Origin of the sequence: Buttiauxella sp. WJP83, from assembly GCF_027594725.1 — a bacterium.
GTDB lineage: Bacteria > Pseudomonadota > Gammaproteobacteria > Enterobacterales > Enterobacteriaceae > Buttiauxella > Buttiauxella selenatireducens.
In genome coordinates, this window is record NZ_CP110080.1 from 1,516,342 (window position 1) to 1,530,421 (window position 14,080).

The window sequence follows — 14,080 nt, forward strand, 5'->3', positions numbered from 1 at the left end:
GTTAGCCCCCAAACAGGTGATTGAATGGCTCAACGTCGACCCAGTCGCCCGCGTCAACGTTACCGCGTTCGCGCTCCAGCACGATAAAACAGTTGGCCTGGCTAAATGAGCTGAAAATATGCGACCCCTGATGACCGGTGCTCAACACTTCTAATTGCCCATCAGCGCCGGTACGCATAATTCCACGCTGGAAGTCGAGGCGGCCTGGGGATTTTTTCAGTTTGCCAACCGTACGCGCACGCTGGCGTGGCGGCAGGGCATTATCTTGCTGGCCGCTTAATTTCGCTAATAACGGCTGAACCAGTTGATAGAACGTCAGCGCCGCAGAAACCGGGTTACCCGGCAGGCCGCAGAACCAGCTATTTTTCAGACGACCAAAGGCAAACGGTTTGCCCGGCTTGATGGCCAGTTTCCAGAAACCGACTTCTCCGAGTTCTTCCAGCAATTGTTTGGTGTAATCAGCCTCGCCAACGGAAACGCCGCCGCTGCTGACAACCACATCTGCCTGACTGTCGGCCTCAACAAACGCAGCACGCAAGGCTTCGGGGTCATCGCGAATAATACCTAAGTCGATGACCTCACAACCCAACTGCTCGAGCATGATATGCACCGCCAGACGGTTGGTATCGTAAATTTGTCCTTCGCCAAGCGGAGTGCCCGGCAGTTGCAGTTCATCACCGGTTGAAAATACCGCAGCGCGGACTTTGCGTAACACGGCAACTTCCGCGATGCCCAGTGAGGCAATCAGCGGCAACTCAGCGGCGGTGAGTTTTTTCCCGGCAGGTAACACGAGGCCACCCTGACGAATATCTTCCCCACGCAGACGAACGTTTTGCCCGTTTTTGACTGCTTCGTTAAAACGCACGCCGCTTTCGGTAACGGTGGTTTCTTCCTGCATCACTACGGCATCAGTACCTTCTGGTACAGGTGCGCCGGTCATGATGCGAATACAGGTGCCTTGCGGCCACTCGCCGTTAAAAGGTTGCCCGGCAAAGGCTTTACCCGCGACCGGCAGGGCTGAACCCAGGGTTAAATCTTGCAGGCGAACCGCGTAACCATCCATAGCTGAATTATCAAAACCAGGGACATCTATCGGCGACGTGACAGGGTGCGATGTAATACGCCCAGCGGCCTCCAGCAAAGGGATGGATACAGATTCGGTGACAGGAACAATACGCGACAACATCTGTTCCATTGCGGTTTCAAGCGGGATAAGCCCGGCGGTAAATTCCATGAAAAGCTCCAGCGGCGCGGGAAAAAATATGTCGGACATTATGGCAGAGAAAGCCGTATCACAGAATGCCCTCTTCGTACTAGACGCTATAGCCGCGTTGGCTACACTCACTTACCCCAGTCACTTACTTATGTAAGCTCCTGGGGATGCATTCGTTTGCCGCCTTGCTCTACCGCCCATTACTTTGAGGGGGGAGTTAAAGTCATTTTCCTTTACATCACATTTACATCTTTCTATATTCGAAAATCGTATCAATCTGTTTCAACTATTCTGATATCTATAGAGAAAGTGAATCTGGATCTATCTGACAGGGTTACGTCGACATGAGCATACAAGTAATCGCAATCCACGGTGGCGCGGGAGCAATCACTCGTGCGCAACTCAGCCCCGAAAAAGAACGGCTTTATATTAACGCCCTATCGGAAATCGTCGAGGCAGGTCAGGCGTTGCTTGAAGCCGGCGGCAGCGCACTGGATGCGGTGACCGAAGCGGTGCGCTTGCTCGAAGAATGCCCGCTGTTTAACGCCGGAATTGGCGCGGTATTTACTCATGATGGCACGCACGAACTCGATGCCTGCATTATGGACGGCAACACCCTCGAAGCGGGAGCGGTGGCGGGTGTGAGCCATATTCGTAACCCGATTCTGGCCGCGCGACAGGTTCTGGAATATAGCCCGCATGTTTTGCTGATAGGTCGTGGCGCTGAAACATTTGCGCAACAGCAAGGGCTGGAGCCGGTATCGCCGGACATCTTCTTTACTCAGGAACGCTGGGAGCAACTACAGCGAGCGCAGGCGAATCATCAAACCGTGCTCGACCACGACGCCCCGATCAACTCCGATACCAAATTTGGCACCGTCGGTGCCGTCGCGCTCGATCAATATGGCAATCTGGCGGCGGCAACGTCCACGGGCGGCATGACCAATAAAATGGCAGGACGCGTCGGTGATTCCCCCATTATTGGCGCTGGTTGCTACGCCAATAACGCCAACGTAGCGGTGTCCTGCACCGGAACCGGCGAAGTGTTTATGAGAACGCTCGCGGCCTATGACATTGCGGCGTTGATGGAGTATGGCGGGCTGAGTCTGCAACAGGCCACCGATCGCGTGGTGATGGAAAAACTTCCGGTGCTGCAAGGGAGTGGCGGGGTCATTGCTATCGATTGTGAAGGCAATGTCGCATTGCCCTTTAACAGCGAAGGGATGTACCGCGGCTACGGTTATGTCGGGGATGCCCCAAACGTCGGAATTTATAAAAACCAGGAGCATTGATGCCCCACAGTCATGAACTGCCCGACGACGAGGTGCTGTCTGTTAGCGCCCTCAATGTTTTCTTTCGCCAGGAAAAAGTTGACACCCAGGCGGTGTCCGACTTGTCGTTTTCGCTAAAACGTGGCGAGACACTGGCGATTGTCGGGGAGTCGGGCTCCGGGAAATCGGTCACCGCACTGGCCTTAATGCGCTTGTTGGATAAGAACGCGAGCGTTGTTGATTGTGAAAAAATTCTGCTGCGCCGCCGTAACGGCCAGGTCATTGAACCCGCCACGCTAAGTTCATCGCAAATGCGCCATGTGCGTGGCGCGGATATCGCCATGATTTTCCAGGAGCCGATGACGTCGCTCAATCCGGTGTTTCCGGTGGGCGAACAAATTGCCGAATCTATTCGCTTACATCAGCGGCTGGATAAGCAGGCGGCGATGGAGGAAGCACGTCGCATGCTGGATCGCGTGCGTATTCCGGAAGCGAAAACCATTCTGGGACGTTATCCGCATCAGCTTTCGGGTGGCATGCGTCAGCGTGTGATGATTGCGATGGCGCTTTCGTGCCGCCCGGCAGTGCTGATTGCCGATGAACCGACCACCGCGCTGGACGTGACAATTCAGGCGCAAATCCTCCAGCTTATCCGCGTGTTGCAAGATGAAATGCAAATGGGCGTGATTTTTATCACCCATGACATGGGCGTGGTGGCCGATATCGCTGACCGGGTGCTGGTGATGTATCGCGGCGAAGCGGTCGAAACGGGGTGCGTTGAACAGATATTTAACGCACCTGTTCATGCTTACACCAAAACGTTACTGGCTGCGGTTCCGCGTCTTGGGTCGATGAATGGCCGCGACTTACCGCGTAAATTTCCGCTGATTAATCCTGCAAACCCGAACAATCCCGAACCCGAAACCGAGCAAAATACGATTGCGTCGGGTTCAACGCCCATTTTGCAGGTTCGTGATTTAGTGACGCGCTTTGATCTTCGCAGCGGTATTTTCAACCGCGTCACCCGTCGGGTACACGCGGTTGAAAACGTGAGTTTTGATTTATGGCCGGGTGAAACGCTGGGGCTGGTGGGGGAGTCGGGAAGTGGTAAATCCACCACCGGACGTGCGCTGCTGCGGTTGGTTGAAACGCAGGGTGGCAGCATTCACTTCAACGGCCAGCGTATCGACACGCTGTCAAATGCCGATATGCAGCACGTCCGCAAGGACATCCAGTTTATTTTCCAGGACCCGTATGCCTCGCTCGACCCGCGTTTGACCGTTGGTTTTTCAATTATGGAACCGCTGCTGGTGCACAACGTGATGCCCAAAGAACAGGCGCAACAGCGGGTGGGCTGGTTACTGGAGCGGGTCGGCCTGCTGCCTGAACATGCGTGGCGTTATCCACATGAGTTTTCCGGTGGGCAGCGACAGCGAATTTGTATTGCTCGTGCGCTGGCGCTCAATCCGAAAGTGGTGATTGCCGATGAGTCTGTTTCCGCATTGGATGTCTCGATCCGTGCGCAAATCATCAACTTACTGCTCGATCTCCAGCGTGAGTTCGGCATCGCCTTTTTGTTTATTTCCCATGATATGGCGGTCGTTGAGCGTATTTGTCACCGCGTGGCGGTGATGTACCTCGGGCAAATTGTCGAAATCGGCCCTCGTCGAGCAGTGTTTGAAAACCCGCAACACCCGTATACCCGGAAATTAATGGCGGCTGTGCCGGTTGCTGATCCTGAGCATCGTCGGCCAAAACCCGTTTTGCTTTCTGATGACATTCCCAGTACCACGCACAAACTGGGATATGAACCGCACGTTTCAACGCTTGTGAATGTCGGGCCTGGGCATTTTGTCGCTCGCGCTAAATAATAATCTGGAGAACACAATGACCGTATTTGAAAATAAAAAGTGGCTGTTGGCGGCGGGTCTTGCCACCAGCGTCATTGCCTCACCGGCATTTGCCGCCAAAGATGTCGTCGTCGCTGTCGCATCCAATTTCACGACACTTGACCCGTATGATGCCAACGACACGCTTTCACAAGCGGTGGCAAAGTCGTTTTATCAGGGGCTGTTCGGCCTCGATAAAGAGATGAAACTGCAAAACGTGCTGGCAGAAAGCTACTCTGTTTCTGACGACGGCCTGGTCTATACCATCAAACTGCATCCGGGTGTGAAATTCCAGGATGGCACTGATTTCAACGCCGAGGCAGTCAAAGTCAACTTAGACCGCGCCAGCAATCCAGAAAACCATCTCAAGCGCTACAACCTGTACAAAGCGATTGCGAAGACCGAGGCCGTTGACGCCAACACGGTGAAAATTACGCTCAAGCAGCCATTCTCTGCGTTTATCAATATTCTTGCCCATCCCGCGACAGCGATGATTTCGCCAACGGCGCTGAAAAAATACGGTAAAGAGATTGGCTTCCACCCGGTCGGCACCGGCCCGTATCAGCTCGACACCTGGAACCAAACCGACTTTGTGAAGGTGAAGAAATTCGACGGTTACTGGAAACAGGGGCTGCCGAAACTCGACACCATCACCTGGCGTCCGGTTGTCGATAACAACACCCGTGCGGCAATGCTACAAACCGGTGAAGCGCAGTTTGCGTTCCCCATCCCTTACGAGCAGGCCAGCGTGCTGGAGAAAAACGACAAGCTGGAACTGGTGGCTTCGCCTTCCATCATGCAGCGCTACCTCAGCATGAACGTCACGCAAAAGCCGTTTGATAATCCCAAAGTCCGCGAGGCTATCAATTACGCTATCAACCGCCAGGCGTTGGTGAAAGTCGCATTCGCCGGTTACGCGACGCCAGCAGAAGGCGTTGTGCCGCCGTCAATCGACTTCGCGCAACAGTACAAACCATGGCCCTATGACCCGGCAAAAGCGCGTGAACTGTTAAAAGAAGCGGGCTATCCGAATGGTTTCGAAACCACTTTATGGTCGTCGCATAACCACAGTACCGCGCAGAAAGTGTTGCAGTTCACCCAGCAGCAACTGGCGCAGGTGGGCATCAAAGTGAAAGTGACGGCGATGGATGCCGGGCAGCGTGCCGCTGAAGTTGAAGGAAAAGGACAAAAAGAGAGTGGCGTGAGAATGTTCTACACCGGCTGGTCGGCGTCGACGGGTGAAGCGGACTGGGCATTATCGCCGCTGTTTGCTTCAGCTAACTGGCCGCCAACGCTGTTTAACACGGCTTTCTACAGCAATCCTCAGGTTGATAAAGATCTGGTTGAAGCGCTGAAAACCACAAACCGTGATGAAAAAGCGAAGCTGTATAAAGAAGCGCAGGACACTATCTGGAAAGAATCCCCTTGGGTGCCGTTGGTGGTCGAAAAACTGGTTTCCGCGCACAGCAAAAACCTCAGCGGTTTTTATGTGATGCCTGATACCGGATTTAGTTTTGATGATGCGGATTTGAAATAAGGTGGCGGTTTTTGCCCTCACCCTCATCCCGGCCTTCTCCCCCAGGAGAAGGAGAAAAACGAACAGTCCCCTCTCCTGGGGGAGAGGGTTAGGGTGAGGGCCTGCCATGTTTAACTATTTCCTCAAACGCCTGTTAGGCCTGATCCCCACACTGCTGATCGTCGCCGTGCTGGTATTCCTGTTCGTCCATATGCTGCCGGGCGACCCGGCGCGTTTGATTGCCGGGCCGGACGCTGACGTCACGGTCGTAGATATGGTGCGAAAACAGCTGGGACTGGACTTGCCGCTGTGGCAGCAATTTTTGCACTACATCTGCAACATTGTGCAGGGCGATTTTGGTACCTCGATGGTGTCGCGCCGTCCGGTATCTGAAGAGATTGCCAGCCGCTTCATGCCGACATTTTGGCTGACGCTGACCAGCATGAGCTGGGCGATGGTGTTTGGCCTGTTCACCGGCATTATTTCCGCCGTCTGGCGCAACCGCTGGCCGGACAGAATGAGCATGACCATTGCGGTTTCCGGTATCTCTTTCCCGGCGTTCGCGCTCGGCATGTTGCTGATGCAGGTATTTTCCGTTGAATTAGGCTGGCTGCCGACGGTGGGGGCGGATGGCTGGCAGCATTACATTCTGCCCTCCGTGACGTTAGGTGCGGCGGTCGCGGCAGTGATGGCGCGTTTTACTCGAGCCTCGTTTGTCGATGTATTGCAAGAAGATTACATGCGTACCGCGCGGGCAAAAGGGGTGAGCGAAACACTGATCGTTCTCAAACACGGGCTGCGTAACGCGATGATCCCGGTGATTACCATGATGGGCTTGCAGTTCGGATTTTTGCTCGGTGGTTCCATCATTGTTGAAAAGGTCTTTAACTGGCCAGGGCTTGGACGCTTGCTGGTGGATTCGGTCGAGATGCGTGACTACCCGGTGATTCAGGCGGAAGTGTTGCTGTTCTCGCTGGAATTTATTGTTATCAACTTAGTGGTGGATTTGCTCTACGCCGCCATTAACCCGGCTATCAGGTACAAGTAAGGATGCGACTTTTTAACTGGCGACGCCAGGCAGTACTGAATGCGGTGCCGATGGTTCGGCCAAATCAGGTGCGTACCCCGTGGCATGAATTTTTGCGTCGTTTACGCAAGCAGCCGGTGGCGATGTTCGCCGGGTCATTTGTGCTTTTCCTGATTGCCATCGCACTGATTGCACCGTGGATTTCGCCATTCGATGCGGAAAACTATTTTGATTACGACCGGCTCAATGATGGTCCGTCGATGCTGCACTGGTTCGGTGTGGATTCGTTAGGGCGTGATATTTTCAGCCGCGTGTTAGTGGGGGCGAAAATCTCGCTGGCGGCAGGCGTGTTCTCGGTATTGATCGGCGCGTTAATCGGCACTTTTTTCGGTTTGCTGGCGGGTTATTACGAAGGCTGGTGGGATCGCGTGATTATGCGCATTTGCGATGTGTTGTTCGCCTTTCCGGGCATTCTGCTGGCGATTGCCGTGGTCGCGGTGATGGGCACCGGAATGTCGAACGTCATTATTGCGGTCGCCATTTTTAGTATTCCCGCGTTTGCCCGACTGGTGCGTGGCAACACGCTGGTGCTAAAACACCAAACCTTTATCGAGTCGGCCCGCAGTATTGGCGCATCAGATACGACAATTATCTTCCGTCATATTCTGCCGGGGACCGTGTCATCGATTGTGGTCTATTTCACGATGCGCATCGGCACATCGATAATTTCGGCCGCCAGCCTGTCATTTTTAGGGCTAGGCGCTCAACCACCGACGCCGGAGTGGGGCGCGATGCTCAACGAAGCGCGAGCGGATATGGTGATTGCGCCACATGTGGCTATCTTCCCAAGTCTGGCGATCTTCCTGACGGTACTGGCGTTTAATTTGTTAGGGGATGGGCTGCGGGATGCGTTGGATCCTAAGATAAAGGGGTGATTGGAGTTCATCTTCTTCTGGATAGATATGCCACTTTGCTGTTTTTCCGTTCACCCGTACGGTTGGTTATCTCTTCAACCGTTGTTAACGGTGAACGTGCCAGGTGGCTCACGCCAGCCCCCTGGCAACCCCGGCGCCCGGTCTTTAAATTGCCGCTTCGCGGTAAACCCCTGCTTATCTCCAACGTTCAGGGTCGTTCGCGACTCGCTCCCGGCGATCGCTCACTGGCGTGGTTCCCGACCACGCCACCCTGACTTATGGGGAACGCTGGGGCAATTTATACCGGGAACAAGGTCAACACCGCTTCGGCTTTTGACCCTGGGTTTTGACGTTGATTTTGATTCCGGCTTAAATCGCGCCGTTTTTTGCCCTTCAGTCGGGGTTGAGCCGCCGGGAGCGGCGAAAGAGAGCGATCGTCGGGAACGAATCGCGAACGACCGCGAATGTTGGGTGAAAAACGGTGTTTACCGCGCAGCGGCGATTTATTTGCCGGGAGTCCGGGTTCTTAGGGTGGCGACGGTGGCCACCCTAAGTCGTTCACCGGTTCGGTGACTGCATATGAAGGAATTCTTTTAGTGAACGGAAGTTTCACTATTTCCAACATAAACAGCTAAACCTCGTCATCAATGAGCTGATGAAGAAACAGCTCACTGGGAGAGTGTGGATGAAAAGCGGAATCTTAAACCACCGTTCCCCACAAATCATATTCGTCCGCGTTCTCAACTTTCACGCGCACCACATCACCTGGCTTCAGCTTGGTTTCGCCATTCAGGTAAACCACGCCGTCGATTTCTGGAGCATCAGCCATGCTGCGGCCAATCGCGCCTTCTTCGTCAACTTCATCAACGATCACCAGAATTTCGCGGCCCACTTTCTCTTGCAGGCGTTCAGCAGAAATTTGCTGTTGCAGCTGCATGAAACGGTTCCAGCGTTCTTCTTTCACCTCTTCCGGTACAGGATCTGCCAGTTCGTTGGCGGTCGCACCTTCAACCGGGCTGAACTTAAAGCAGCCAACGCGATCCAGACGCGCTTCTTTGAGGAAGTCGAGCAGCATCTGGAAATCTTCTTCAGTTTCGCCAGGGAAGCCGACAATGAAGGTGGAACGCAAAGTCAGGTCCGGGCAAATTTCACGCCATTGCTTAATGCGCTGTAACTGACGGTCAACGCTGCCTGGGCGCTTCATCAATTTCAGAATGCGCGGGCTGGCGTGCTGCAATGGGATATCCAGATACGGCAGGATTTTACCTTCTGCCATTAATGGAATCACATCATCAACGTGTGGGTACGGGTAAACGTAGTGCAGACGGGTCCACACGCCGAGTTTTGCCAGTTGCTCACACAGGCTCACCATGCTGGTTTTAACCGGCTCACCGTTGTAGAAACCGGTACGATGCTTCACATCCACGCCGTAGGCAGAGGTATCCTGAGAGATAACCAGCAGCTCTTTAACACCGGCATCAACCAGGCGTTTAGCTTCAGACAGCACATCGCCAATTGGGCGGCTATCGAGATCGCCACGCATGGAAGGAATGATGCAGAACGTGCAACGGTGGTTGCAGCCTTCAGAAATTTTCAGATACGCATAGTGACGCGGAGTCAGCTTCACGCCTTGCTCTGGCACGAGGCTCAGGAACGGGTTGTGTTTTGGTTTTGGCACATAGTGGTGAACGTGCTGCAAAACTTGCTCGTAGCTATGGGGGCCCGTGATTTCCAGAACTTTAGGGTGCACTTCGCGGATTTGATCTTCTTTGGCCCCTAAACAGCCGGTCACAATCACTTTGCCATTTTCGTTCAGCGCTTCACCGATCGCTTCGAGCGACTCTTGTACGGCACTGTCGATAAAGCCACAGGTGTTAACGATAACCATGTCGGCATCATCATAGCTAGGCACTACATCGTAACCTTCGGTGCGCAGCTCAGTCAGGATCCGTTCAGAATCAACGAGGTTTTTTGGGCAGCCGAGGGAGACAAAGCCAATACGGGGTTGTTGCATACAGGTCACGCTCACAAAGTAAACAGAAAATAAAAACCGGGCGATTCTACACGTGTTTGGCGTGAGGCTCTACTGGTTGTTTTTCCCGGCGCACAAGATGATTTTTCAGAATCATCGTGGGGCTTAGGTTTTGCTTACCAGGTGAGCAGGCTCTATTATCTTTGCGCTTTACATTATCGTAACGTCCCGCTTAAAGAGAGAACCGCATTATGCGCAAGATTTTAGCCCTTTCCGGGATGCTGGCGGGTGCCTTGTTGGTATCAGCCTGTAATGTCATCCCAACACCGCTCAACACGCCACCGGCCTCTGCACTAAAGTTTGTTTGCGGCAGCAGCGATAAACTGGCGTTAGAGGGCGATTATGCCTGGCTCAACGGCAACCGCTACTCCTACCAAAATATGACCGGGGGTCAGGCATTTTACCGCTATCACAGCAGTCATTTCGGTCTGAAGAAAGTCGGTGAAAATCGCACGCTGATGATGGGTCTGGATGCCAAACCTTGTGTTGCGGTGAACTAATTGAAGAATTTACCCCGTCGCGTCACGCGCCTGAGTACCATGCTGCTCGGTTTTATGCTGGCGGGGTGCGGCACGTTGTCTAACGTGGCACCTGTTGCTGAGGTGCCGCAAAAAGCCCAGCGTGTGTGTGGTTTGTCTGCAAGTCACGATATTAACCAATGGTTGCCCATGCTGGTTGTACAGCAATCGCCCGCGATGGTCGTTGGCGTGATTGACGCTAAAAACCAACGCCATTACTGGCAATTTGGTGTCACCGATACGACGCACAAACATCCCGTCAATGAACAGACGTTATTTGCTGTCGGTTCACTGAGTAAAGGGATGACCGCCGAAGCGACTGCGGTATTAGTGGCGCAGGGGCGGCTGCATTGGTCTGATACGCTTGAAACCTTAATGCCGCCGTCGGTGCCGTTAAGTGCCGATGCAAAGAAAATCACGCTTCTGCAACTGGTCACCCATACCTCCGGTTTGCCCCGGCAGAATATGGATTTGCCAATGCTGACCGCTTTTATTCGTTATCTGGGGAATGGCGAGAATTTTTACTCGCATCTCGACAGTGACGAAGTGGTCACCGATCTGGCTGATTTTTCAAAACCAGACAGCACAGAACCCCATTATTCGAATCTGGGTTATGCGGTACTGGATTATGTTTTGCGTTATCAAACCGGGCAGCGTGCCGACCAACTGGTGCAAACGCTTATCTTCGATCCGTTAAACATGCAAAACAGCAGTTTTACGCCACAAAAACTCAGAAGTTACCCGTTGCGTGCCATTGGACATGCAGGCAGCCAACCGAAGTTTATTCCGCGTGGGCAAGTGGTACCTGACTGGCAGTTCTCCGGCAACATGCTCGGGGCGGGTGGCTTGTATACCGACACCGCAGATTTGCTCACGTTTGCCGCCGCGCATCTTAATAAGACCGGCAATGCCACGCCCGATCAAGCGCTCAGCGAAACGATGCAGGTCTATTACCCGCGTGACAAAGAAGCCGCCAACATTGCCTGGGTGACGGATACCTATGGTGAGCAAACCATCACTTTCCAGGTCGGCTATATTGGCGGCTATTCGAGTTACATTGGTATTGATCGCAAGAATCATTTCGCCGTCGTCGTTTTGCAAAACAGCTTTACCTGGCAAAACAACCTTGGACACAGTGTGTTACGTCAAATGTTTGAAGAGCAGCATCAAACCGCCTCTTGCCGTGCGTCAGTTTCAGTCTAGCGCTTTGTTATTTATGTAAATTTTACTGATTGTAAAACTTGTTGCGGAAGATCAAAAAACACGGTGAAAAAGCCCGGTTAGCCTAATATTTATCCATACTATAAGTGTGTGTTATGAATTCTTATCACACGGAGGATAAATGTATGACTGGGGAGTCACTCAAACGCGATCTCTTGAAAAAGATGATTATCGCCAAAATAGACATCGCCGCTTATCTCTCACTGAGAAAAGCAAAAGGTTATATGTCTGTGAATGAAACCGAGCATCTGCGCGATAACTTGTTCGACTTGTCTACTGAGTACCGTGAAAAGTCTTTACGCCTCAAATCCCATCTTAGCGAACAAGAAATGGCGAGCATCCATCAGGGAATAAATGCGGTATCGTCAGCCGCCGTTTGCCTGATGACCGGGTGTCACGACTGCCCGCAATATATCGCCATTGATGCCGATAAACTGGAAAACTGCCTGCGACAACTTTCCGACAGCCTGAAAGATATTATGGGTCACCAACTGGCGGTTGAAAGTTGAAATCTCGAGGGGAGGCGACTCCCCTCTGGTAAAGTTTTTGTAAAACTCCCATTTCTGAATGTCTTGAAAGCTAACCTTATCGGGTAGATCCGAAAAGGAGAAAGCTATGCTACGGCTGCCGTTCCGCTCATTCATTACCGCGTCTTTACTAATCTGCGCAAGCGTTACGCTGGCCGCAGAGGTTAAGGTAGAGGTGCTGCAAAGTAAGCTCGATCATCCCTGGTCGTTAGCTTTTCTGCCCAATAATCAGGGGATGTTGATCACGCTGCGCGATGGGCAATTACGTCGCTGGCAGCCCGGTGAAGGGTTAAGTGACCCGATTGTCGGTGTGCCAAAAGTTTGGGCGCATGGGCAGGGGGGCTTGTTGGATGTGGTTCTGGCACCGGATTTTGAAAAAAGCCGCCGCGTCTGGCTAAGTTTTGCGGAAGCCAATAGTGATGATAAAGCAGGAACGGCCGTGGGCTACGGCACGCTGAGCAGCAATATGCAGCGTCTGGAAAACTTCAAAGTCGTCTTCCGCCAGATGCCAAAACTCTCTACCGGTAACCATTTTGGCGGACGGATGGCGTTTGATGGCAAAGGTTATTTGTTCATTGCACTGGGTGAGAATAATCAACGCTCGACGGCGCAGGATTTGGATAAGCTACAGGGCAAACTGGTGCGTCTGACGCAAAACGGCGATGTGCCGCCCGATAATCCCTTTGCCGGTAAACAGGGGGCCAGAAGTGAGATCTGGTCGTATGGGCACCGCAATCCACAGGGCCTGGCGTTTAATCCCGCCAATGGGGAATTGTGGCTCAATGAACATGGCCCGCGCGGCGGAGATGAAATCAACGTGGCGATGCCGGGCAAGAACTACGGTTGGCCAATTGCTACGTGGGGCATTAATTACAGCGGATTGCCAATCCCTGAAGCAAAAGGTGAAATTGTGGCGGGCACCGAACAACCGCTTTATTACTGGAAAGTCTCGCCCGCTGTGAGCGGTATGGCGTTTTATCACGCCGACAGATTCCCACAGTGGAAAGGAAAGCTGTTTGTGGGAGCGCTCAAAGAGAAAAACCTGATTGAGCTGACGCTCTCTGGCGACAAGGTTCAGGCCCAAAAACGGTTACTTGATGACAGAGGGGAGCGAATTCGTGATGTGCGCGTCGGCCCGGACGGTTATCTGTATGTCCTGACCGACGAATCTGACGGGCAATTACTGAAAATCAGCCCAGCGAGTTAGTGTTTAACTCAGTGGAATCATGACGACTTTCTTGAACGCCGGACGCTGGGTCAGTTGCTGATACCAGCGTCGCAGGTTAGGGAAATCATTCCATTGGATATCGAGGTTGAGCAGGTTGTAGACACTCGGCGCCAGCGCAATGTCGGCAGCACTGAATTCATCGCCACCCAGCCACGGCTGCTTCGCGAGCTCAGCATCTACGATGGCAAACAGTGAATTACACTGAACGATGCTATCGGCAATCAGCTTTTCATCGCGTTGCTCAGGTGCGACGCGTACCAGGCTGATAAAGACGCCACGATGCGGGCCCGCAAGCGATGTTCCCGCCCAATCCATCCATTTTTCCCCGCGCGCACGTGCCGCAGGTTCTGCAATCCATAGCGACTCTTTGCCATACTGCGCCGCCAGATAACGCACGATGGTATTGGACTCCCACAATGTCAGGTCAGTGGCGTCGTCGTGAATACACGGCACCAGCGCATTGGGGTTCATCGCCAGATATTCCGCATCATGGGTTTTGCCAAACTTACCGCCAGCCGGAATCGAGCGATATTCCACGCCCAGCTCTTCCAGGCACCACAATACTTTCTTCACATTCGTTGAATTGTCTCTGCCCCAAACTGTGATCATTTTGTTTCCTCATTGTTAGTTTGCACTTCAGTATGCCGTGCACTGGCGAAGAAAACAGCACGTAAGCTCAACAGCGGGTAAAAATCTTATCAACGTGGCGGCAAGTCGCGCAGTT

The 14,080-nt window shown here is 53.0% G+C and carries 13 protein-coding genes; 10 read left to right on the forward strand and 3 right to left on the reverse strand.

Annotated elements, in window-relative coordinates; translation table 11 throughout:
• Position 1 precedes the first annotated feature (1 nt).
• Positions 2-1,234 carry a molybdopterin molybdotransferase MoeA gene (gene moeA / locus OH773_RS07070; RefSeq protein ID WP_270144282.1) on the reverse strand — a complete coding sequence of 411 codons (1,233 nt, stop codon included), beginning with the start codon at positions 1,232-1,234 and terminating at the stop codon, positions 2-4.
• 323 nt (positions 1,235-1,557) lie between these two features.
• Between moeA and OH773_RS07075 the strand changes: the two genes are divergently transcribed.
• From OH773_RS07075 to OH773_RS07100, 6 genes are all read left to right on the forward strand, one after another.
• A complete protein-coding gene (locus tag OH773_RS07075; RefSeq protein WP_270144284.1) occupies positions 1,558-2,505 on the forward strand; it encodes an isoaspartyl peptidase/L-asparaginase in 948 nt (315 codons plus the stop codon).
• Positions 2,505-4,355 carry a glutathione ABC transporter ATP-binding protein GsiA gene (gene gsiA / locus OH773_RS07080; protein WP_270144286.1) on the forward strand — a complete coding sequence of 617 codons (1,851 nt, stop codon included), beginning with the start codon at positions 2,505-2,507 and terminating at the stop codon, positions 4,353-4,355. The genes OH773_RS07075 and gsiA overlap by 1 nt, the downstream gene beginning before the upstream one ends.
• A gap of 16 nt (positions 4,356-4,371) precedes the next feature.
• Positions 4,372-5,910: a glutathione ABC transporter substrate-binding protein GsiB gene (gene gsiB, locus OH773_RS07085; protein WP_270144288.1), complete on the forward strand. Its 1,539-nt coding sequence runs from the start codon at positions 4,372-4,374 to the stop codon at positions 5,908-5,910.
• 106 nt (positions 5,911-6,016) lie between these two features.
• Entirely contained in the window at positions 6,017-6,937 is a 921-nt protein-coding gene (gene gsiC, locus OH773_RS07090) for a glutathione ABC transporter permease GsiC (RefSeq protein ID WP_270144290.1), read from the forward strand.
• A gap of 2 nt (positions 6,938-6,939) precedes the next feature.
• Positions 6,940-7,851 carry a glutathione ABC transporter permease GsiD gene (gene gsiD, locus OH773_RS07095; protein ID WP_270144292.1) on the forward strand — a complete coding sequence of 304 codons (912 nt, stop codon included), beginning with the start codon at positions 6,940-6,942 and terminating at the stop codon, positions 7,849-7,851.
• Positions 7,848-8,105, forward strand: a complete 258-nt coding sequence (locus OH773_RS07100) for a hypothetical protein (protein WP_270144298.1) — start codon at positions 7,848-7,850, stop codon at positions 8,103-8,105. Before gsiD ends, OH773_RS07100 begins: the two co-directional genes overlap by 4 nt.
• 425 nt (positions 8,106-8,530) lie before the next feature.
• Here the strand turns inward: OH773_RS07100 and rimO are convergent, their stop codons facing one another.
• Positions 8,531-9,844, reverse strand: coding sequence for a 30S ribosomal protein S12 methylthiotransferase RimO (gene rimO / locus OH773_RS07105; protein WP_270144300.1), 1,314 nt, complete (start codon positions 9,842-9,844; stop codon positions 8,531-8,533).
• Positions 9,845-10,053: 209 nt separating this feature from the next.
• Between rimO and OH773_RS07110 the strand changes: the two genes are divergently transcribed.
• The 4 genes from OH773_RS07110 to OH773_RS07125 all read left to right on the forward strand — a co-directional run bounded on the left by OH773_RS07110 (position 10,054) and on the right by OH773_RS07125 (position 13,335).
• Entirely contained in the window at positions 10,054-10,362 is a 309-nt protein-coding gene (locus OH773_RS07110) for a hypothetical protein (protein WP_270144303.1), read from the forward strand.
• Positions 10,363-11,583: a serine hydrolase domain-containing protein gene (locus OH773_RS07115; RefSeq protein WP_270144306.1), complete on the forward strand. Its 1,221-nt coding sequence runs from the start codon at positions 10,363-10,365 to the stop codon at positions 11,581-11,583. It abuts the gene before it with no gap.
• 143 nt (positions 11,584-11,726) lie between these two features.
• Positions 11,727-12,110 carry a biofilm formation regulator BssR gene (locus OH773_RS07120; RefSeq protein WP_270144308.1) on the forward strand — a complete coding sequence of 128 codons (384 nt, stop codon included), beginning with the start codon at positions 11,727-11,729 and terminating at the stop codon, positions 12,108-12,110.
• A gap of 106 nt (positions 12,111-12,216) precedes the next feature.
• A complete protein-coding gene (locus OH773_RS07125) occupies positions 12,217-13,335 on the forward strand; it encodes a PQQ-dependent sugar dehydrogenase (protein WP_270144310.1) in 1,119 nt (372 codons plus the stop codon).
• 3 nt (positions 13,336-13,338) lie between these two features.
• Here the strand turns inward: OH773_RS07125 and OH773_RS07130 are convergent, their stop codons facing one another.
• Positions 13,339-13,965 (reverse strand): glutathione S-transferase family protein, encoded by a 627-nt coding sequence (locus tag OH773_RS07130; RefSeq protein ID WP_270144312.1) that lies wholly within the window; start codon positions 13,963-13,965, stop codon positions 13,339-13,341.
• Positions 13,966-14,080 lie beyond the last annotated feature (115 nt).

Coding starts and splice junctions, on each gene's coding strand:
- moeA (WP_270144282.1), bottom strand. CDS start 1,234: ATGGAATTTACCGCCGGGCTTATCCCGCTTGAAACCGCAATGGAACAG.
- OH773_RS07075 (WP_270144284.1), top strand. CDS start 1,558: ATGAGCATACAAGTAATCGCAATCCACGGTGGCGCGGGAGCAATCACT.
- gsiA (WP_270144286.1), top strand. CDS start 2,505: ATGCCCCACAGTCATGAACTGCCCGACGACGAGGTGCTGTCTGTTAGC.
- gsiB (WP_270144288.1), top strand. CDS start 4,372: ATGACCGTATTTGAAAATAAAAAGTGGCTGTTGGCGGCGGGTCTTGCC.
- gsiC (WP_270144290.1), top strand. CDS start 6,017: ATGTTTAACTATTTCCTCAAACGCCTGTTAGGCCTGATCCCCACACTG.
- gsiD (WP_270144292.1), top strand. CDS start 6,940: ATGCGACTTTTTAACTGGCGACGCCAGGCAGTACTGAATGCGGTGCCG.
- rimO (WP_270144300.1), bottom strand. CDS start 9,844: ATGCAACAACCCCGTATTGGCTTTGTCTCCCTCGGCTGCCCAAAAAAC.
- OH773_RS07110 (WP_270144303.1), top strand. CDS start 10,054: ATGCGCAAGATTTTAGCCCTTTCCGGGATGCTGGCGGGTGCCTTGTTG.
- OH773_RS07120 (WP_270144308.1), top strand. CDS start 11,727: ATGACTGGGGAGTCACTCAAACGCGATCTCTTGAAAAAGATGATTATC.
- OH773_RS07125 (WP_270144310.1), top strand. CDS start 12,217: ATGCTACGGCTGCCGTTCCGCTCATTCATTACCGCGTCTTTACTAATC.
- OH773_RS07130 (WP_270144312.1), bottom strand. CDS start 13,965: ATGATCACAGTTTGGGGCAGAGACAATTCAACGAATGTGAAGAAAGTA.